At 44.7% G+C, this 18900-nt stretch carries 19 protein-coding genes and 1 pseudogene; 7 read left to right on the forward strand and 13 right to left on the reverse strand.

What is annotated here, in order from left to right; genetic code table 11:
• Positions 1-61 precede the first annotated feature (61 nt).
• From BO26_RS01595 to BO26_RS01605, 3 genes are all read left to right on the forward strand, one after another.
• Entirely contained in the window at positions 62-1411 is a 1350-nt protein-coding gene (locus BO26_RS01595; protein ID WP_157835517.1) for a hypothetical protein, read from the forward strand.
• Positions 1412-1540: 129 nt separating this feature from the next.
• The gene (locus BO26_RS01600; protein WP_036768289.1) at positions 1541-2032 is read left to right on the forward strand and encodes a CaiF/GrlA family transcriptional regulator; all 492 of its coding nucleotides are present in this window, start codon (positions 1541-1543) and stop codon (positions 2030-2032) included.
• 34 nt (positions 2033-2066) lie between these two features.
• Complete coding sequence (locus BO26_RS01605; protein WP_036768290.1) at positions 2067-2498, forward strand: hypothetical protein; 432 nt, start codon at positions 2067-2069, stop codon at positions 2496-2498.
• Positions 2499-2548: 50 nt separating this feature from the next.
• Here the strand turns inward: BO26_RS01605 and spoT are convergent, their stop codons facing one another.
• The 3 genes from spoT to gmk are packed head-to-tail and all read right to left on the reverse strand — an operon-like array spanning position 2549 to position 5637.
• On the reverse strand, positions 2549-4666 hold the full coding sequence (spoT, locus tag BO26_RS01610; RefSeq protein WP_036768291.1) for a bifunctional GTP diphosphokinase/guanosine-3',5'-bis pyrophosphate 3'-pyrophosphohydrolase: 2118 nt from the start codon (positions 4664-4666) through the stop codon (positions 2549-2551).
• A gap of 17 nt (positions 4667-4683) precedes the next feature.
• Positions 4684-4959, reverse strand: a complete 276-nt coding sequence (rpoZ, locus tag BO26_RS01615) for a DNA-directed RNA polymerase subunit omega (protein ID WP_011144672.1) — start codon at positions 4957-4959, stop codon at positions 4684-4686.
• A gap of 54 nt (positions 4960-5013) precedes the next feature.
• Positions 5014-5637 (reverse strand): guanylate kinase, encoded by a 624-nt coding sequence (gene gmk / locus BO26_RS01620; RefSeq protein WP_036768293.1) that lies wholly within the window; start codon positions 5635-5637, stop codon positions 5014-5016.
• Between the two features lie 322 nt (positions 5638-5959).
• Between gmk and BO26_RS01625 the strand changes: the two genes are divergently transcribed.
• The gene (locus tag BO26_RS01625; RefSeq protein ID WP_036768294.1) at positions 5960-6397 is read left to right on the forward strand and encodes a type II toxin-antitoxin system HicB family antitoxin; all 438 of its coding nucleotides are present in this window, start codon (positions 5960-5962) and stop codon (positions 6395-6397) included.
• Positions 6398-6637: 240 nt separating this feature from the next.
• Here the strand turns inward: BO26_RS01625 and BO26_RS01630 are convergent, their stop codons facing one another.
• From BO26_RS01630 to relB, 6 genes are all read right to left on the reverse strand, one after another.
• Positions 6638-7555: a hypothetical protein gene (locus tag BO26_RS01630; RefSeq protein ID WP_236637233.1), complete on the reverse strand. Its 918-nt coding sequence runs from the start codon at positions 7553-7555 to the stop codon at positions 6638-6640.
• An 842-nt stretch (positions 7556-8397) separates the two neighbouring features.
• A complete protein-coding gene (locus BO26_RS01635; RefSeq protein WP_201771234.1) occupies positions 8398-9240 on the reverse strand; it encodes a hypothetical protein in 843 nt (280 codons plus the stop codon).
• 820 nt (positions 9241-10060) lie between these two features.
• Complete coding sequence (locus BO26_RS23870; protein WP_051690834.1) at positions 10061-11653, reverse strand: RCC1 domain-containing protein; 1593 nt, start codon at positions 11651-11653, stop codon at positions 10061-10063.
• Between the two features lie 252 nt (positions 11654-11905).
• Positions 11906-12235 carry a hypothetical protein gene (locus BO26_RS01645; protein ID WP_036768295.1) on the reverse strand — a complete coding sequence of 110 codons (330 nt, stop codon included), beginning with the start codon at positions 12233-12235 and terminating at the stop codon, positions 11906-11908.
• 1063 nt (positions 12236-13298) lie between these two features.
• On the reverse strand, positions 13299-13571 hold the full coding sequence (locus BO26_RS01650; RefSeq protein WP_036768296.1) for a type II toxin-antitoxin system RelE/ParE family toxin: 273 nt from the start codon (positions 13569-13571) through the stop codon (positions 13299-13301).
• Entirely contained in the window at positions 13571-14011 is a 441-nt protein-coding gene (gene relB / locus BO26_RS01655) for a type II toxin-antitoxin system RelB family antitoxin (protein WP_036768297.1), read from the reverse strand. The genes BO26_RS01650 and relB overlap by 1 nt, the downstream gene beginning before the upstream one ends.
• A gap of 127 nt (positions 14012-14138) precedes the next feature.
• On the opposite strand from relB, the gene BO26_RS01660 reads away from it, so the two are divergent.
• Positions 14139-14369, forward strand: a complete 231-nt coding sequence (locus BO26_RS01660) for a hypothetical protein (protein WP_157835518.1) — start codon at positions 14139-14141, stop codon at positions 14367-14369.
• An 80-nt stretch (positions 14370-14449) separates the two neighbouring features.
• On the opposite strand, the gene BO26_RS24770 is transcribed toward BO26_RS01660, so the two are convergent.
• On the reverse strand, positions 14450-14593 hold the full coding sequence (locus tag BO26_RS24770) for a hypothetical protein (RefSeq protein ID WP_477706996.1): 144 nt from the start codon (positions 14591-14593) through the stop codon (positions 14450-14452).
• A gap of 77 nt (positions 14594-14670) precedes the next feature.
• Between BO26_RS24770 and BO26_RS01665 the strand changes: the two genes are divergently transcribed.
• Positions 14671-15840, forward strand: a complete 1170-nt coding sequence (locus BO26_RS01665; RefSeq protein WP_036768340.1) for an RNA-guided endonuclease InsQ/TnpB family protein — start codon at positions 14671-14673, stop codon at positions 15838-15840.
• Between the two features lie 41 nt (positions 15841-15881).
• On the opposite strand, the pseudogene BO26_RS01670 reads toward BO26_RS01665, so the two are convergent.
• Positions 15882-16007, reverse strand: a pseudogene (locus BO26_RS01670) (CcdB family protein); the annotation flags it as partial.
• The gene (locus BO26_RS01675) at positions 16007-16249 is read right to left on the reverse strand and encodes a type II toxin-antitoxin system CcdA family antitoxin (RefSeq protein ID WP_036768299.1); all 243 of its coding nucleotides are present in this window, start codon (positions 16247-16249) and stop codon (positions 16007-16009) included. The pseudogene BO26_RS01670 and the gene BO26_RS01675, both read right to left, overlap by 1 nt.
• Before the next feature lie 154 nt (positions 16250-16403).
• Here BO26_RS01675 and ligB point away from each other — a divergent pair, with 154 nt between their 5' ends.
• Complete coding sequence (gene ligB, locus BO26_RS01680) at positions 16404-18275, forward strand: NAD-dependent DNA ligase LigB (protein ID WP_236637234.1); 1872 nt, start codon at positions 16404-16406, stop codon at positions 18273-18275.
• Here ligB and BO26_RS01685 read toward each other — a convergent pair.
• The gene (locus BO26_RS01685) at positions 18269-18886 is read right to left on the reverse strand and encodes a trimeric intracellular cation channel family protein (protein WP_036768301.1); all 618 of its coding nucleotides are present in this window, start codon (positions 18884-18886) and stop codon (positions 18269-18271) included. The genes ligB and BO26_RS01685 overlap by 7 nt on opposite strands.
• Between the last annotated feature and the right edge of the window lie 14 nt (positions 18887-18900).

Raw genomic sequence — 18900 nt, forward strand, 5'->3', positions numbered from 1 at the left:
AGAGGAAGAGGAACTCCTGAAAGGTGAGTGTAATCTGGCCGGAATGGAGGGAGATCAACGAATGAAAATTTCTAATATGGCAACTGGGAAGTTACTCCCGGTTGGGCAGCCGATGAATACGAAGAAGATGTTTATTAACAAGCTAAAACAGGATATTGGTTGGATGGTGGTTCATTGTCGCTGGTGGTCGATGCCGATATGGGTGGGGATGATATGCCTATCCGTGGGTATTTTTTCTTCTCCCTCAGTGTTTGCCGATCAGTCCCGAAATTGGAATGCTGATGTAGCTTTGAAAGCTTTGGGGCCTGAGCGGATGGTAAAACGGAGTGATGGAGTCATCAATTACCCGGCAGCGGGTAAAGCGACCTTAGATCTGTTTCAAATTCATAGTATGAGGGATATGGTGCCTCGTACAACTTCGTATGATCAAGAAGATCTGGATAAGGTCCGGTTCCAGCTCAGAGCTAGAGGGGAAATTTTTAAAGTTCCGAGATTAGTTTCAGGCAGTTACGAATGTACAATTATGGCTAAAACTAAATATTCTAAATGGCTTCCAGATGATGAACCTTCAAAAGGAACAGCCATTCAACACCTTACGGTGAATCTTGATAAGCCATACCCAAATGAAAATCTTTCCGACCCAGTACAGCTTGAGCCGGAACATCCTAATAATCAAGGTGATTGGGATAGAGCACATGAAAGAATAAGTGACCTCTATTTTGACGTGTCTTGTCGTGGGGTAAATTTTTCATGGCAGCGAAACCCTGATGAAAAAGTCGAATTCAATCGTGACGATAACTCACCAATTTTGAGTGTCTTAATTAATGGCGAGGAGCTTATGTCGTGGTCTAAACCAAGCCTTCCGCCTATTAAAGACCCGGTAACAGTACTGGAGCCGCCGGTTTGTGGTTTAGATGCTGGTACAGATGGTAAACAGTCGGAGGCAGTGTTTATGGGAGAGGTTCTCCGGTCGCCTGGGCCATATCCGGCACGGCTCCCAACAAATGGATTCAGCGGGTATGGAGCGTTTCGTATGAACATTACATGCACGGTAAGCGATAAGAAGAGTGCCGGTGGTGTGGCCACTGTGCGGTTTTCCGCCCCACAGCTAGCTGATAATAATGAAAGTATCGTAGTGCCTGATTTCGATGACGCGTTGAGGATTAAAGTGGTACCGGCTGTGATAGGTGGGAATACTAAGCTGGCGGCGTCAAACGCGATGGGGAGGCCAGTAAAATTGGGTCCTCCGACTAACCCGGCGGATGTTCTGTACTTTACTGTGGGTGATACGCCAAACACCTATTTATCTGAAAACAAATTTAATGTGGAAGTTTGGCAAGCAAAGGCGTTAGACCCTGGTACTTTTGGTGAATTTCAGGCCACGATGAACGCAACGTTAGTCGTGCGATAACGCCTAATGGCAGGGTATTTAAATATGGCATGGTGGCTTAGCCGCCCGAGTGCTTCATCTCAATAAATCACACTATTTCATTTCTCATGTGGTAACCGATCGACCAGTTAGTCACCAAGGGAGAGTAAAATGACAATCGATGTTAATGATTCAATGCCGCTTCAAATGAGCGGCAATCAGGCTGATTTGCCCGGAAATCAGACTATTACTGGCAAGCAGAGTAATCATGGGACTTTTCGTCTGCCTGTCTGCTTGTCTCATTTGAATGATACGCCGTTGTACATGGCGGTGGCATATTGGGGATTATTGAAGGGGCGTGCATTTACCAAAAGTGAAATCAGTCAGGTGTTTCGGGTGTCAGAAAGCCGGGCAAAGGATGTGATGAATTATATCTATAATGAGCGGCGTGATGTGATTTCCTGTGAAAAGGTCTTTTTTCGTGAGAAGCAGAGGAGTCGGCGTCTCATGCTGATTGTCACAGCAGTAACTGAACCTATGCCCCAGAGGAGTCCGACATCGGTAACGAAAACGACGAAGTCGGCACGTTCCCGAACATCATCACAGGCTAATCATATGCGTACCTGGTTTTTGCAACGCGCTTGCGGCCCATTTATTTCCTAAAGCGTATTACAATGTGGTTGTCTGGCGGGGCATAATGGAGGGTGAGTTTTTATCTATTCTGTGGGGGATGCCTTATGGGATGCTGGTAAGCCGGGTGGTACTGGTTATCAGCATTGTATTACTTATTGTCTGTGGACTGTTATTGGGCAACAAGGTTCGCCACTCTCGCTATCCCCGTATGCTGCTAGCGTATTGGTGCCGGGCATGGATTTTGCCACTATTGTTTATTGCTATTGGGTTGGTGTTAATGTTTGGTGTGGAGGGTGAGGGGGGGTTAGGCCGCATACTGGGTGAAGTTGATTCCGTATTGATGGGCCTATTCCTTGATTATCAGTATGATGCGCCGTCGGCTCTGTATCCGGAGACGTCATCGACAGCGGTCTCTTGTGGGGCGGCGGCGGATAGCGCTGTTGGCTGTTCACCTGCTGATCCGCACGGGCTGCATAGAGTAGAAAACAGTAATTAAAATAATAAGTAAAAGAAGATTTCCTAAGCGACGAGGGGAGTTTATCTGGTTTAGTTTCTGTTACGGCTGACTCGCATCACATCCGGCATAATGCGGATTTTGCGCATAATATTCGCTAATTGGATACGGTCTTTGGTGGTCAGCCGGATAAAAGCGCAGTAAACACGACCGTCTTTCTCTTCTGTATTCATGCTCTGAATATTGGAATTTACCGCGTTAATTGCGGCGGTCAGATTTGCCAGCGCCCCTTGATGGTTAAACATATCCACTTTTATTTCAGCAATAAAATCGCTGTTGATATCTTTATCCCACTCTACCGCCATAAATTTCTCTGGTTCTTTCTGATAGCCACGAATATTACGACAGGATTCATGGTGGATAACTAATCCTTTGCCGGGACTGATATGGGCGATAATCGGGTCGCCGGGGATGGGCCGACAGCATTTGGCAAAAGTAATCAACACACCGTCAGCGCCTTTGATCGGTAGTTTACGTGCTCCGTTGTTACTGCTGCTGGTGCTCGCGCTGCTCTCCTGTGCGCCTAGCAGGTTGCGAGCGACGACGATACTCATGGTATTGCCAAGCCCGATTTCAGCCAGCAGATCATCTATTGTCGCGAGTTTCATTCTCGTCAACTCTTTATTGATATTTTCTTGGGGAATATCAACCAGCTTTTTCCCATTACCCAGCGCGTGATTTAGTAGGCGGCGACCTAGCCCAATCGAATCTTCCCGCTTAAGGTTTTTTAGCAATTGACGAATTTTGGCGCGCGCTTTTGAGCTGACGACAAAGTTTAGCCAGGCGGCGTTTGGTCGAGCGCCCGGCGCGGTAATAATCTCAACCGTCTGGCCGTTGGTCAGCGATTGCGATAATGGATATGGCTGGCGATCAACCCGCGAACCCACACAGGCATGACCAATATCGGTATGTACGGCGTAAGCGAAGTCAACCGGGGTAGCGCCGACGGGTAATTCCACAATGCGCCCTTTCGGGGTAAAAACGTAAATCTCATCGGGAAATAGATCAGATTTCACGCTTTCGATAAATTCAAAAGAGTTGCCGGCGCTTTGTTGTAATTCCAGCAGGCTCTGCATCCAGCGTTGTGCGCGAACTTGCGCGGCGGTGCTCGACTCTTTCTGTTCCTTGTAAGCCCAGTGTGCTGCGACGCCCATTTCAGCCATTTGATCCATATCTTCGGTGCGAATCTGGATTTCAACTGGTACGCCGTGAGGGCCAATCAGAGAAGTGTGCAAGGATTGATAGCCGTTGGCTTTAGGGATGGCGATATAATCTTTTATTCTGCCTGGACGGGGTTTATACAGGCTGTGCATCTGCCCCAAAACGCGATAGCAGATATCAACATTGTTGACGATGACCCGAAAGGCATAGATATCCATAATGGAGTGGAAACGCTGCTCTTTGAGGTGCATTTTCTGGTAGATAGAGTAGAGATGTTTTTCCCGCCCGCTGACTTTGCATTCAATATTGGCTTCGGCCAGCCTGCCTGCGATTTCAGACAGAATTTTCTGGATCATCTCTTTACGGTTGCCACGGGCTGCTTTTACCACCTCTTTGATAACCCGGTAGCGGTTAGGGTGAAGGGCCTCAAACCCAAGCTCTTCTAACTCGGTTTTCAGATGGTGAATACCCAGACGATGAGCCAAGGGGCTGTAAATCTCTAACGTTTCTCGGGCGATACGACGGCGCTTATCTGGACGTAACGCCCCGAGAGTACGCATATTATGGGTACGGTCTGCCAGTTTGATCAAAATGACGCGGATATCTTGCACCATCGCCATGATCATTTTGCGGAAGTTTTCCGCCTGCGCCTCTTTTTTATCGCGGAAATTCAGCTTATCAAGCTTGGAAACCCCTTCAACTAACCCGGCGACCACCGGGCCGAAAGGTTGGGCGATATCTTGAAAGGTGGCGGGCGTGTCTTCAATAACATCATGCAGCAAAGCGGCCATCAGTGTTTCATGGTCGAGACGCATCTCGGCCAGAATACAGGCAACCGCGACAGGGTGCGTAATGTAGGGTTCGCCACTGGTGCGGGTTTGCCCTTCATGGGCATCCCGCGCAACAGAATAAGCCTGCTTGAGGAGTCCAATTTGACTCTCAGGCAGGTATTTCTGGATAAGCAGATTCAGGCTTTCGAACAGATACAAGGCAGACCTACCGTAGATTAACGACGACTTTCTGCGATAGCAGAAACCGCCTGCATTTCTGCGGCTTCCTGCTCTTGTTGTTCCTGGCGCTCACGGACATCCAGGATCTTACCGTTAATTAGCCCCTCTTCCACTTCACGTAGGGCAATAACCGTGACTTTATCGTTCTCTTCCGCCACCAGCGGGTCTTTACCGCCTGTTTGTAGTTGACGCGCTCGACGAGCGGCGACCAATACCAGGTCAAAACGGTTACCAATTTTTTCTACAGCGTCTTGAACAGTTACGCGTGCCATATGTGTGTGACTCCACAGGTAAAGAAATGACTGGGCATGATACTGAAACTTGGTTCAGTCTGCCAATAATTTGCTGATTAAAGCATCATGCCGTTGTGCCTGGCGCTCCCGATGCAGGCGTTCTGAACGGATGATGGTGTGCAGATCGGCCAATGCCGTATTGAAATCATCATTAACGATTAAATAATCATACTCGTTATAGTGAACCATTTCAGCAACGGCTTGCTCCATACGTTTCTCAATAACGTCTTCACTGTCCTGCCCCCGGCCACGCAGACGGCGACAAAGCTCCTCCTTCGACGGCGGCAGGATAAAAATACTACGGGCAGATGGCATTTGTTTGCGGATCTGCTGTGCTCCTTGCCAATCGATATCAAGAAAGACATCAACCCCACTGGCAAGCGTTTCTTCAATCACTTTCCGGGATGTACCGTAATAATTATCAAAAACACGAGCATGTTCCAGAAATTCATTATTATCGATCATCTGGCGAAAGGCTTCTTCCGTGATAAAAAAATAGTGTTCACCATGATTCTCACCGGGGCGCATTGCACGCGTGGTATGGGAGACAGAAACCTGAGTATCATACAAAGGTTGAGTTTTTAATAAAGCCTGAATCAGACTTGATTTACCCGCCCCGCTTGGCGCGGAAACAATATATAACGTGCCTTGGATCATGATGGTGTCTTGGTTGGGTAATAACAGCAACGCAGCAGAATAAAATTCTAGTATACACGCACCTGCTCATACCTGTCGCGTTATCGATGGGTTTTCGCCGAAATTTTATTGGTGAAGGATTGCTAATGGGTATTTTGTATCGTTTGGGGGAGCTCTTTGCTTAGAATTTTGCTCTATGAATTATCACAACTGTTGTTAAATGAAACAAAAATGTTGTATTTATTGTTTTATGTGTCATAAGAGATCCCTGAACCATTGAGGAAGAAAATAATGAAGGATCTGGGGCTTTAAGTTCCGGTTATCTATCTTAAAGAGAGGTACTATGTTTAATTATCCGATAAAACTAGAATATGACGAAGAGACAGGAAGTTATGTGGCTAGTTGTCGTGATCTTCCCTTATTCAACTCAGTAGGTGACTCAGTTGATGAAGCTCTTCTCGAATCTATTGATGGGTTGGTTACGGCTATTGCTATAGAAATTGACAAACGTCGGCCTATACCTGAAGCATCTGTGTTGGAGGCAGGTGAATATGCTGTCAGTCTCCCTATCCTCGTCGCAATGAAAGCGGCATTGCATAATGCAATGATAGAGACAGGAACACGCAAAGCCGATCTTGCTCGACGATTAGGGCAAAAGGGGCCACAGATTGATCGGCTTCTTGATGTTGAACATTCATCAAAGGTTGAAGTTGTTGAATTGGCCTTGCATCAGTTAAATAGAAAGCTAGATATAGCGGTTAATACTACACTACATCATTAAATAAAATATCACATAAGTTGAGATATTTTGTGAATGAAAGTAATTGAAAGAGTAACATGAACAAGTAAGCGGATAATACGATTGAGTGTGAGTGAATTAGCAAATCAGTATAATCACTGGAATTAAATATTCTGATATTTCAGATTAATAGCAAATAAGATGAATTATAACTCGGTCTATTATCTGTATTGCTTGGATATTCAACCGGGGATTGCTCCCCGGCTGTTTTGTTAATGATCTTTATTGATTATTGCTATCCGCTTTTCTCTTCCAGGGGAGATTATCTGGGTTATCATGGGGGGCTGACTGCTTCTGGTTAGCACTTTCCGCACTAGTCGGCCTCATGACAGCCGGGTCTTTAAACTTATCATTTGGATTGTCGTCTGGTGGCGTCCAGAAAGCGACATTATGAATCCAATTACAGTTGTCTTGCATCTCAATTGACGGCACCCCGTTTGCCCACTCACTTTCCCACTCAAATTTCTCTTCAGGTTTACGTTCCCATGAAAATCCAGCCCCTTTGCAGGTTGCTGTGTAAACTAGGTCTGTTATGCTAGATTCCATAACATTTTGGTCCCCCTGGAACCGGTGGATCTCATGATTTACAACGGCAGCATCCGTGTAAAGGTTTGCGATGGCTTCGCCGGGCGCGCCATCTTTACGCTTGGCAACCATCTTGCAGTAATACTTACCTGTGATCACATGTGGAACCCTGAAGATTCTGTTTTGTGCTCTAACCCAAAACATGCCGTCTTTTAACATTAAATCTCCGGTCGGCGTTGGAAACTCATGATCGACTACTTGTGGAAAGGCAATTGTTAAGTTAGTGGACCCCCTTGCTGGGTAATGAACCGGTTTACCTTGGTTGTCTTTCCCATTGATGATTGGTTGCCCGAGAGTTTTGAATATGTATCTTGCATCCCAGGAGGGAGTAGCAGGGTATATTGGGTCTGGTGTTGGTTGTTTACTGGGGCAGTTATTAGTAGCGGCCAATACCGAGGTGGAAAAAAGCGCCCCGATGGATACGCACATTACCCATACCGGCCATCGTTTATTTCGGCCAACATTCTGCTTGACGCTGTTGATGAACGTTTTTTCAGTATTCATCGGATATTCTGACGGGGATTGTTCCCCGGTTGGTATATTAAAAATTTTCATTCTCTGTGATAACCCTGTCCCGGCCAGATTGTATTGGCCTTTTAAGGGCACTCCTTCTTTAAATGATTATTTTCTGCATCGGGTTATCCGTGCAGGCCAACATTACAGATTGCATTCATATAAGGGTATTGCTGGAACTTATGTTTGAGGCGAAATCGTCTGGATTCATATTACCCTCCTAAATTTAAGGTTGTAGTGAATTAACCTTTTTACCCACAGGGGAGCCTGTACCGTAAAACTAAACCCCTTGCGGATTACGCTGATTTTTTATTGCGACTGATAAGACATAAATAAGTTTAGCAACTCTTTAAAAAAAAGATAATAGAAATATAAAAAGATTAAAAGAATGTGATAACTAATAGTTATCGGTTGATAACTGTAGGTTAACGCTAAAGTTGATTGTTGTTGGTGGTTGCTAAGATTGTTTTTCACAAATAAATGATAAGAGTGACAATAATGAGATTTAAATAGAGGAATTTAACGGGGATATACATCTTTATGACTATTATTACGTGAACGAGTAACTTAATTAACTAATAACCTGTTGTCGGGCTGGAAATAAGGTGTTGCTAAGTTGTTTTCGTAATTTACGTTCTATATGGTTTGGGGAGTGGTGGTTATTTTGTGGTTTTTAATATTTATTCTTAAAATTGTCGCGTTAAGTTATTGTCTTTTAATTTTTATTTGCCAGTGGATTTTGCTAATAACAGCGAGCGGGGAGTTGATATTTTAAATGGAATAAACGATAGGCTGAACCGAGTGTTGTGGCTCAGCCTTGGTTTTAGTAACACTTATTAAGTGCCTAACTGGGGATTGCTCCCCGGCTGTTTTGTTAACGATTTTTATTTATTGCCGCTATCCGTACTAGTCGGCCTCATGACAGCCGGGTCTTTAAACCGATCATTCGGGTTGTCGTCTGGTGGTACCCAGAAAGCGACATCATGAGCCCAATTGCAAAGGTCTTGCATTTTAATTAACAGTGCTGGGTTGTCCCACACACTTTCCCATTCAAATTTCTCTTCGGGTTTACGTTCCCATGAAAATCCGCTCCCTCTGCAGCCTGCTGTGTAAACCAGGTCTGTCACATTAGATTCCAGAACGTTTTTGTCTCCCTGGAATCTGTGGATGATATGATTTGCGATGATAGCATCCGTCTCAAGGGTTGTTGTGGCTTCGCCAGGCGTGCCATCTTTACGCTTGGCAGTCATCTTACAGCTATACTTACCTGTGACCACATGTGGAACCTTGAAGATTCCGTTTGGTGTTTTAACCCAAAACAGGCCCTCTTTCAGCTTTAAATCTCCTGTCGGTGTTGGAAACTCATGATCGACTACTGTTGGAAAGATACCCGCTAAGTTAGTGTACTTCCTTGCCGGGTAATGAACCGGCTTACCTTTGTTGCCTTTCCCATTGATGATTGGCTGCCCGAGAGCTTTAAATATGGATTCTGCTCTCCAGGCAGGAGTGGCAGGGTATATTGGGTCTGGTGTTGATTGATCTGGGCATTTTGCAGCGGCCAATACCGAGGTGGAAAAGAGCGCCCCGATAGACACGCCCATTACCCATACCGGCCAGCGGCGTATTCGGCCAATATCCTGCTTGACGCGGTTGATGAATGTTTTTTCCGTATTTATCGGAGACTCTGACGGGGATTGTTCCCCGGTTGGTATATTAAAAATTTTCATTTTTTGTGATAACCCTGTCCCGGCCAGATTGCATTGGCCTTTTAAGGGTACTCCTTCTTTAAATGATTATTTTCTGCATCGGGTTATCCGTGCAGGCCAGCGCCAACGTTACAGGTTGCATTTATATAAGGGTATTGCTGGCACTTATGTTTGAGGAGAAATCGTCTTGATGCATATTACCCTCCGAAATTTAAGCTTGTATTGAATTGACTTTTTTACCTACAGGGGAGTCCGTTAACAAAAACTTAATCCTTTTGGGGTTAAGCTGATTTTCTATCGCGACTAATAAGACATAAATAAGTTTAGCAATTCTTTAAAAAAAAGATAATAGAAAAGGCAAAAAACGAAAAGAATGTGATAACGAAAAATTATCAGCCAATAACTATAGATTAACGCTAAAGTTGATTATTGGTAGTGGTTTTCAAGATTGTTTTTCACAGGTAAATGACAATAATGAGATTTAGGCGGAATAGTTTGTCGGGGATGTACATCTTTATGGCTATTATTTACTTACGTGTACGAGTAACTTAATTTACTAACAACTGATTGCAAGGCGGAAAATAAGTCGTTGTTAAGTTGTTGCCGTAACTCTCGTTCTGTGTGGTTTATGAAAAATTAGTTATTTTGGGATTTTTGATATTTGTTTTGAGAACTGTTTCGTAAAATTATTGTTTTTTCAATCTTTATTTGTAAGCTAATTTGGGTAATAACAGTGGGTGGGTGAGATGATATTTAAAGTAGAATAAGCGATAGGCTGAACCGAGGTATTGTGGTTCAGCCTTGGTTTTACTGTTTTTTAGTCATTCATAATACCAATCGGCTAATCATCATATTCGCTATGTACTATATTATTCCCCCTATCCAAAAGGTCCCAGGCTAATCTTTGGCCATTCGCCCGTAAAATGGTGAATGCGCTGCTGGATGCACTTAGGCTGATGATATCTTGTAGTTGGGCTATTCCAGGTGGTATCTGGATATTAAGTTCTTTGGACCCCCAAGCGACCACGCTACGGTTTGCCCGTAGAGCCGCGAAAGCATAATGACCTCGCGAGGAATCATCAAGATCGGTTGTACTCAGGCTGACGATATCCTTTAATTTGGCAATCTCGGGTGGAACACTAATAAGACCCCAGGAGACCACACTGCGGTCTGCCCGTAGGGCTACAAATGTGTTCCTTGATGAGTATAGGCTGACGATATCCTTTAATGCGGCAATTGCGGGTGGAACCTGACCACCAGAGTCCGGGTCCCCCCAGGCGACGACACTGCGATCTGTACGCAAAGCGGCGAAAGCACCATTTGTTGCACTTAAGCTGACAATATCCCGTAATGCGGCAATTTCTGGTGGGACTTGGCCGCCATAGTTTTGATGCCCCCAGGCGACTACGCTACGGTTTGCCCGCAGGGCGGCTACAGCATAGGTTGTTACACTTAGGTGGATAATATCCTGCCATTTTGTAATTTCAGGAGGTATGGGATACCCGGGCCAGGTGACTACGCTGAGGTCTGCTCGCCGGGCGATAAAAATATTATTTATTGAACTTAGACTAATAATATCCTCTAACTTTTTAATGTCTGGCGGGACCGGGACTTTTCCCCAAGCGACCACCCTACCGTTTGCCCTAAGGGCGGTAAAGGTGTCATTTGTGAAGCTATATGTTATAACTTGTTTGGGCCAGCCACGGTTGTAATCTCCGCAAGCGTTTGGGTTACGGCCTGGCCACCAGGCTGCACAGACACTATCCGAAATGTTATGTATTGAACTTATGCTTATAATGTCCTTTAATTCAGCAATTTCTGCTGGTAATTTGCCGCCATATTCCTGATGTCCCCAAGCGACTACACTACCGTCTGCCCGCAAGGCTGAGAAAGCATAATTTGTTGAACTCAGGCTGACAATATCCTGTAATTTGGCAATTTCTGGCGGTATAGAGCCGCCATACTTCTCATCTCCCCAAGCGACCACGCTACGGTCTGCTCGCAGGGCTGCGAATGCATAGCCTGTTGAACTCAGGCTGACGATATCTTGTAATTTGGCAATTTCTGACGGGATAGAGCCGCCACCGCTCTCATCTCCCCAGGCGACTATTCTGCCATTGGTTAATAACATGGCGCTCGCGGTGTAAGTGGAGGTGATGGAGACCTTGTTGTCTTTCCTATTGATTATTGGCTGCCCGAGAGATTTGAATATGTATTCTGCGTCCCCTAGATCTGGTGTTGGTTTACTGGGGGATTCAGTAGCAGCCAATACCGAAGTGAAAAAAAGCGCTCCTATAGATACACACATTACCCATGCCGACCACCGGCGATTTCGGCCAACATTCTGCTTCACTCTATTGATGAACGTTTTTTCAGTATTCATCGGATACTCTGGCGGGGATTGTTCCCCGGTTGGCATATTAAAAATTTTCATTCTTTGTGATAACCCTGTCCCGGCCAGATTACATTGGCCTTTTAAGGGCACTCCTTTTTTAAATGATTATTTTCTGCATCGGGTTACCCGTGCAGACCGTTATTACAGGTTCATTCATATAAGAGTATTGCTGGAACTCATGTTTGAGGAGAAATCGTCTTGATGCATATTACCCTCCGAAATTTAAGGTGGTATTGGATTGACCTTACCTACAGGCAGTCTGTACCGTAAAACCTCTGCTCAATGGATTAACTAGTAGTCGTATTCATAATGTAATTTATTATCATCAGCTGAACCCCAGCCAACTCTCTGACCATCGGCCCGCAGTATGGTAAATGAGTTTCTTGATGCACTTAGGCTAACGATATCCCGTAATTGGGCAATATCGGGTGGGATTTGGCTGCTGGAATCATTTCCCCAAGCGATTACTCTGCCATTTGGCAATAACATGGCGGTTGCCCCTTTGGTAGAGGCGATAGGAATATTATCATCAGCGTGACTATTCCTGCTTGGTTGCCAATATTGTTTTATAGGATTACCGCCAGTATCCATGTTTGGTGAGGGATCGTTATTTTGACTCATATTATTCTCCTAATGATGGTGATATCGGATTGACCTTTTTACCTACATTACCCACAGGGGAATCTATGCCATAAAACCTATCCTTTGTGGGTTAAGCTGATTTAATACTAGCCATTCTTTGATGAGTAAGATAATAGAGAGAGGTTATCGGCTAATAACTTTAGGTTAATACTAAATTGATTTTTTGGTAGTTGGTTTTAGATTATTTTTTATCGATAAGTGATGAAGGTTAAAATTATGAGGCTTGAACGACAGAATTGAGCGGGAATATACATCTTTATGGCTAAGATAATTAATACGTGAATATGTAACTTAATCTGCTAAGTATTAATTGTAAAAAAAGAATAAAAAACACCAGGGTGGTTTCTGTAATATTCGTTCATTCTGTTTATGAAAGTATCAATTGTTTGGGGAGTTATTTCATTTTGAGATTTATTTGGAAGTTGATATTGGTGATAACAGAGGAAGAGCGCGCTAGGATTTGGATCAGGTACAGTTTGAATTCCGCATTTAGCTAGACCAAACTCGAAAGCGATATCACGGTGGGTATAAGTAGCGCTACCCCGGCCTGACTTGGCGTACAGGCCAATGGCGTCGGTAGCATCGATCCATTTTTTGGGTGATAGTGAGAAACGGTTCAAACACGCCTGGCTTTTAAACCTCTCGGATTCCAGTTAATGCGTCAGATTTTCATCATAATATCTGCTCTGTGCAGTATATGAAAAAGTCTGTCACCTTAGAATTTCAAGAACTTATTTTTTCGAACCGCTTCGCAAAGTTGTTATTTCTGCCTTGGACTGTATCTCTTTATCCTCTATTTTGCCGTTATGCATGGATAGCCAAGGAGCAACGGATGCTTAATTTATTGATATTGGTTCTATTTATTGTTTTCAATACACCGATAGTTGCGGCTGAGATATTAGATACAGAGAATAATTGTCCTGATTGAGCCGGTATTTTTTACATGATGATATATTCAGGCGTTATAGTCGTTCGATCACCAGCTCGTAGTTAGATGGATGTGTTGGAAATAACGTAAGAAAAATTCTATTGTCATAAATAACTAAGGCCATTGTCGGGCAGAATGTAACACCCTGAGTACTTGCAAAAGATTTCCCTGAACTTGGTAGATAATAACGTAATGGGGATGAACGACAGCCTCTCGTGTCCCTTTTACCCTACCGGGTCTATACATATTAGGGTGTTGGCAGGCAGTTTCTGCCGTCAATTCAAATCCATTATCTAGTTCAATTGCAGCTAGTGGATTATCCAGCGCGATATACTCCATAATAGCCTCACGATCAGCCAAAGCCATTGGCTTCCATTCCAACTCCATTATATCTCCTTACGTAGGGCCGCTTTTTTGGCTGCAAACCGTGCTTTAACTTCCTCATGGGGAATGCTGGGGTGGGGATCATCGATAGCTGCCTGAACTTGCTTACGGAACCATGCATCATAAGCAGCAGCCTTATGCGTCCGTTTCAGAGCTTCTGCTCTGTCTGGGCGGGCCGTTTTCGTTGGTGTGTCCAGATGATAATTGGCTGCATCTACATTGAACTGTGCAATGCCTACGTCTTTAAGATAGGTGACAAGGGTTTCCAGTCGTTTGAACAGGCGTACTTGACGGCTACGCTGGGCAACCAGAGGACGTTCCACCGTGCCATATTTCACCATCAGGGCCCATCCATCGTTGTGACCTACCACGTGTACCGAGTTAACAGCGCCAGCTTCAACCAGTCGATTTAGTGTGGAATGATCAATTGTTTCTATGACCATAAATGTTCTCCTGAGTTATTTATATGCCAAGTATTTAGAGTAGCATATGCATTTAATTATTAATTGCAATGCAATAAATAGTTAAATGAGTCAGGTTCTCACCATAATTATCGGTTTTGTGCAGTATATGAAAAAGTTCGCTATCTTGGGATTTCAGAAAGTTATTCCTTCGAACCGCTTCGCAAAGTTATTATCTCTACCTTGGACTGCATCTCTTTATCCTCTATTTTGCCGTTATGCATGGATAGCCAAGGAGCAACGGATGCTTAATTTATTGATATTGATTCTGTTTATTGTTTTCAGTACATCGATAGTTGCGGCTGAGACATTGAATACAGAGAAAAATTGCCCGGATTGAGCGGGTATTTTTTACATTCTCCGCAGAAGGGGTCTGACGGTTCTAGTTATCTTTCTTCTCTTTGCGGGTTCAGGTGTTCGTTATGATGGCATCGAGGGCTGAGATAATTTTGTTTCTGGATGAGGCAATGTCATTTTTAGCAAAATCCGCCGTAAACCCTCGCCCAATGCGGGCGGTGATATAAGGCGAAAAGCCCGCAGGGCTTTCAGGTTATTAACCATCACGTTCACTGCCAGCTTGGGGGGGGACATGGCCAAAAAAAGCGGTTAAAATACATAAACTATCCCGATGAGCGCTGATGATGTTAAGAGCCACCAAAGTCCGCATTTACCCGACACCAGAACAGGCAGAATTTCTCAATGCCCAGTTCGGCGCTGTTCGTTTTGCGTACAACAAGGCTTTGCACATCAAAAAACAGGCTTATCGGCGGCACGGTGTCAGTTTAAGCCCCCGTAAAGATCTGAAGCCTTTATTGGCTGTAGCGAAGAAATCCCGTCAGTATTCATGGCTCAAAGAGTATGATTCTATCGCGCTACAGCAGGCGATAATCAATCTTGATGTGGCTTTTTCCAACTTTTTCAATCCGAAACTGAAAGCACGTTTCCCAACATTTAAGCGTAAGCATGGAAAACAATCCAGCTATCATTGCGTTGGAGTGAAAGTGCTTGATGGTGCAATCAAAATCCCGAAAGCCTCGCCGATTGCAGCCCGGTTGCACCGTGATATTACGGGGACGTTGAAAAGCATCACGTTGAGTCGCAGCGCGACAGGGAAATACTATGCGTCGTTACTCTGTGATGATGGAGCAGAAGTGCCAGCCAAGTCAGCATTGATAACCAATATCACGGGGCTTGATGTAGGGCTGAGTCATTATGCAATCAAATCAGACGGTACAAAGGTAAGTAATCCACGGCACTTAATTAATGCCCGTCGAAACTTACGGCGAAAACAAAAAGCCTTATCCCGCAAGCAAAAAGGGAGTGCCAATCGTCGTAAAGCCCGAATACAGCTAGCGGGTGTACACGAACGGGTAGCTAATGCCCGTGCTGACTTTCAACATAAACTCTCTCGAGCAATTGTTGACGAAAACCAAGCGGTAATTGTAGAGACGTTGAAATCAGTCAATATGATGAAGAACCATAATCTGGCTCGTGCTATCGGCGATGCGGGCTGGCATGGATTCATCACAAAACTGGAATACAAAGCAGCAGAAAGAGGAGTTCATCTGGTCAAACTGGATCAATGGTTCGCCAGTTCGAAAATCTGTCACTGCTGCGGTAACAAAATGACTGAAATGCCATTACACAAGCGTATCTGGCAGTGTCCAGTGTGTGGAGTTGAGCATGACCGAGATATTAATGCGGCAATCAATATCCGACACAAGGGCATATTGGAATTAAAGGCGGCGGGACTCGTCGTAACAGCTCATGGAGACCCGTGTAAATCCGTCATATCGACGGTCGCGGTCTGAGAAGTGGGAAGCCTCGCCGTTTACGGCGGGGAGCAGTCACATACCAGAGGAACAATAATCCTTGTTGTTAAATCATCAAAATAATCATTCTGGATAATAAGGTAAAACGGCCAAAGCCTGTTTGTTTTGGCCGATGGATTACGATACACATCAAATTGCTGTGGCATTACAGGCTCCCGAAAAATTCATCGTCTGTGAGCATTCCAGCTTTCGCCATGAATATGTTCATAGCCTGCATATCTTCTTTCTCTTTCTCATCCTGTTTAGCTTTTATAGCCTGCGCCAGAAGGATATCTAGTGTTGCTGAGAGATTCATGTCCATACTATGGGCTTTATCGACCAGTGAAGCCGTCAGGTACACGTTGGTGCTTCTTTTGGTGCTGTTACGGGGAGAGGTAACGGTATTCATGGTGTTTACTCCTATGCGCAAAGGTATGATGGGTAACGGAAAAACAATCAAGTATCCTGCTTCTTGAAAGACTTAGAATTTAATTATTAATTGCAATGCGATAAATAGTTAAATGAGTCAGGTTCTCACCATAATTATCGGTTTTGTGCAGTATATGAAAAAGTTCGTTATCTTGGGATTTCAGGAAGGTATTCCTTCGAACCGCTTCGCAAAATTATTATCTTTGCCTTGGACAGCATCTCTTTATCCTCTATTTTGCCGTTATGCATGGATAGCCAAGGAGCAGCGGATGCTTAATTTATTGGTATTAATTCTGTTCATTGTTTTCAGTACACCGATAGTTGCGTCTGAGACATTGAATATAGAGAAAGATTGCCCGATATGGTCGCAGGACAAATTACAACGTGAAACAAAAAGCCTGATGCAACAAATGGCTCGCTGGGATCAACTTTATCGTCAGAAAGGGATCAGTGAGATCGATGATGAAGTTTATGATCAATTAATGGCAGAGTTAATTCATTGGCAACTTTGTTTGAAACAAGTACCTGATTCAGATTTTCCGGTGGAAGTTTTTTCCGATAATAAGCTCGCTCACCCGGTTGCTCATACTGGATTAAGTAAACTGAAAGACGAACGGGAAATTAACCGATGGTTGCACGGCAGATTACCTGTTTGGTTACAGCCAAAGATTGATGGCGTGGCGGTGACATTGATTTATCAGAACGGAAAGCTGGTTTCATTAATCAGCCGGGGCAATGGCGCCGAAGGGGTAAACTGGACAGCAAAAAGCCAACATATTTCCGATATTCCCCAAGAGATAGAAAACGCGCCGCCTTATATGGTATTGCAAGGGGAGCTTTTTCTGCATAAGGATGGGCATATACAGCAATCTTCTGGCAGTGATGGCGCGCGTAATCGTGTTGCCGGTTTAATGATGCGTAAGGAGCATTCGCCAGAATTAAAGCAAGTCGGTTTATTTATCTGGAGCTGGCCGGATGGCCCTGTGGATATGGAAAGTAAATTGCGGAAATTAGCAGATATGGGTTTTCCATTAGCGCAGCGCTACAGCCATAAAATAGAGAGGCCAGAACAGGTACAGAAACTACGGATGCATTATTTTGCACAACCCATGCCTTTTGCCACAGACGGTATCGTGCTGAAACAGGAAATTGAACCTAAAGGGAATCAGTGGCGGTCTGGATCTAACAGTTGGGCTGTGGCATGGAAACACCCTTTACGCCATCAGGTCACACAAGTCAGAGAAGTGAGTTTTACTATTGGCAGAACGGGCAAAATCTCAGTTGTGCTTGGGCTGGATAAGGTAAAACTGGATGACCGACAAGTCAGCCGAGTCAATATTGGTTCTGTTCGTCGCTGGCAACAGTTGGATGTGTTGCCGGGGGATCGGGTGACTCTCACGCTGGCAGGTCATGGTATTCCGAAATTAGCTCAGGTGGTGTGGCGGATCAAAGAGCGTCAGAATATTCAGCCGCCAGATAAGCAGCGTTATCATGTGCTGAGTTGCCTGACGTTAACGGCGGGTTGCGAACAACAGTTTAATGCGCGACTGAAATGGCTTGGTGAAAGTTTGCAAATGACAGGTGTCAGTAGCGGTAGTTGGGCAATGTTGACCGAACAGAAGTTAGTTACTGATTTAACCGATTGGTTAGCGCTTTCAGTTCAACAAATTGCGGCCTTACCGGGCATTGGAGATAAACGAGCACAGGCTATTTATTCACAATTCATCAAGGCAAAAAATCAGCCTTTTTCCTATTGGATGAAAGGGATTGGAGTGCCTTATATGGATAAGTTGTCTGACGATGTTGAGCACTGGCAGCAACTGGAACAGAAATTAGCTGAAGCACAGTTAAAGCAACAGCTGACTTCCAGGCAATTGAAAAAGTTGTCTGATTTTGTCAATGACACGCAGATTAAAGCAATCGCGGAAAAACTGTCGGTAACAGGAATAAAAGGCTTTGATCGGGGAAACGGGGCTGAGCTGGACCCCGTTGGTATGGATCAGTGATCAGAATGTTCATAATTAAAGACAGGTAATCCAAGGCGGTAGCGAATAGCAACCAATCTTGCTGTCAGACCTGCGATTAGGGTAATCAGTACAATGCCGTTTTGCGGTAACGGTGTGTGTTGTAAGCCAATATATAACCAGGCGGCGGCAAAAGAGACACCGGCATAAATCTCTTTCTGGAAAACCAACGGAATGGTGTTACATAGCATATCGCGTAACACACCACCGAAAACACCGGTGATAACCGCAGCAATGGCAGCAATGATTGGGCCATAGTTCATATCCAACGCAATCTGGGCGCCGATAATGGAGAAGACAATCAAGCCAATGGCATCAAGAATAAGAAACAGACGGCGTAAATGCTTCATCATGGGTGCAACCCACGTGGTGATCACGGCGGCGCAGGCGACGGTGACGATATATTCAGGGTGCTTAACCCAGCCAAGAGGATAGTGTCCAAGCAGGATGTCCCGAACGGAGCCTCCGCCAATGGCGGTTACCGAAGCAATAATAATCACGCCGAACATATCCATTTTTCGGCGGCCCGCAGCTAAAGCGCCGGTCATCGCTTCGGCAGTAATACCAATGATATAAAGAACACTTAGTAACATAGGTTATTCGATGT

This window comes from Photorhabdus australis DSM 17609 (genome assembly GCF_000711895.1).
GTDB classification, from domain to species: domain Bacteria; phylum Pseudomonadota; class Gammaproteobacteria; order Enterobacterales; family Enterobacteriaceae; genus Photorhabdus; species Photorhabdus australis.

Excerpts from the sequence above, each read along its gene's own strand:
- BO26_RS01595 (WP_157835517.1), top strand. The coding sequence starts at position 62 with ATGAAAATTTCTAATATGGCAACTGGGAAGTTACTCCCGGTTGGGCAG.
- BO26_RS01600 (WP_036768289.1), top strand. The coding sequence starts at position 1,541 with ATGACAATCGATGTTAATGATTCAATGCCGCTTCAAATGAGCGGCAAT.
- BO26_RS01605 (WP_036768290.1), top strand. The coding sequence starts at position 2,067 with ATGGAGGGTGAGTTTTTATCTATTCTGTGGGGGATGCCTTATGGGATG.
- rpoZ (WP_011144672.1), bottom strand. The coding sequence starts at position 4,959 with ATGGCACGCGTAACTGTTCAAGACGCTGTAGAAAAAATTGGTAACCGT.
- gmk (WP_036768293.1), bottom strand. The coding sequence starts at position 5,637 with ATGATCCAAGGCACGTTATATATTGTTTCCGCGCCAAGCGGGGCGGGT.
- BO26_RS01625 (WP_036768294.1), top strand. The coding sequence starts at position 5,960 with ATGTTTAATTATCCGATAAAACTAGAATATGACGAAGAGACAGGAAGT.
- BO26_RS01630 (WP_236637233.1), bottom strand. The coding sequence starts at position 7,555 with ATGAAAATTTTTAATATACCAACCGGGGAACAATCCCCGTCAGAATAT.
- BO26_RS01635 (WP_201771234.1), bottom strand. The coding sequence starts at position 9,240 with ATGAAAATTTTTAATATACCAACCGGGGAACAATCCCCGTCAGAGTCT.
- BO26_RS23870 (WP_051690834.1), bottom strand. The coding sequence starts at position 11,653 with ATGAAAATTTTTAATATGCCAACCGGGGAACAATCCCCGCCAGAGTAT.
- BO26_RS01645 (WP_036768295.1), bottom strand. The coding sequence starts at position 12,235 with ATGAGTCAAAATAACGATCCCTCACCAAACATGGATACTGGCGGTAAT.
- BO26_RS01650 (WP_036768296.1), bottom strand. The coding sequence starts at position 13,571 with ATGGAGTTGGAATGGAAGCCAATGGCTTTGGCTGATCGTGAGGCTATT.
- relB (WP_036768297.1), bottom strand. The coding sequence starts at position 14,011 with ATGGTCATAGAAACAATTGATCATTCCACACTAAATCGACTGGTTGAA.
- BO26_RS01660 (WP_157835518.1), top strand. The coding sequence starts at position 14,139 with ATGAAAAAGTTCGCTATCTTGGGATTTCAGAAAGTTATTCCTTCGAAC.
- BO26_RS01665 (WP_036768340.1), top strand. The coding sequence starts at position 14,671 with ATGTTAAGAGCCACCAAAGTCCGCATTTACCCGACACCAGAACAGGCA.
- BO26_RS01675 (WP_036768299.1), bottom strand. The coding sequence starts at position 16,249 with ATGAATACCGTTACCTCTCCCCGTAACAGCACCAAAAGAAGCACCAAC.
- ligB (WP_236637234.1), top strand. The coding sequence starts at position 16,404 with ATGAAAAAGTTCGTTATCTTGGGATTTCAGGAAGGTATTCCTTCGAAC.
- BO26_RS01685 (WP_036768301.1), bottom strand. The coding sequence starts at position 18,886 with ATGTTACTAAGTGTTCTTTATATCATTGGTATTACTGCCGAAGCGATG.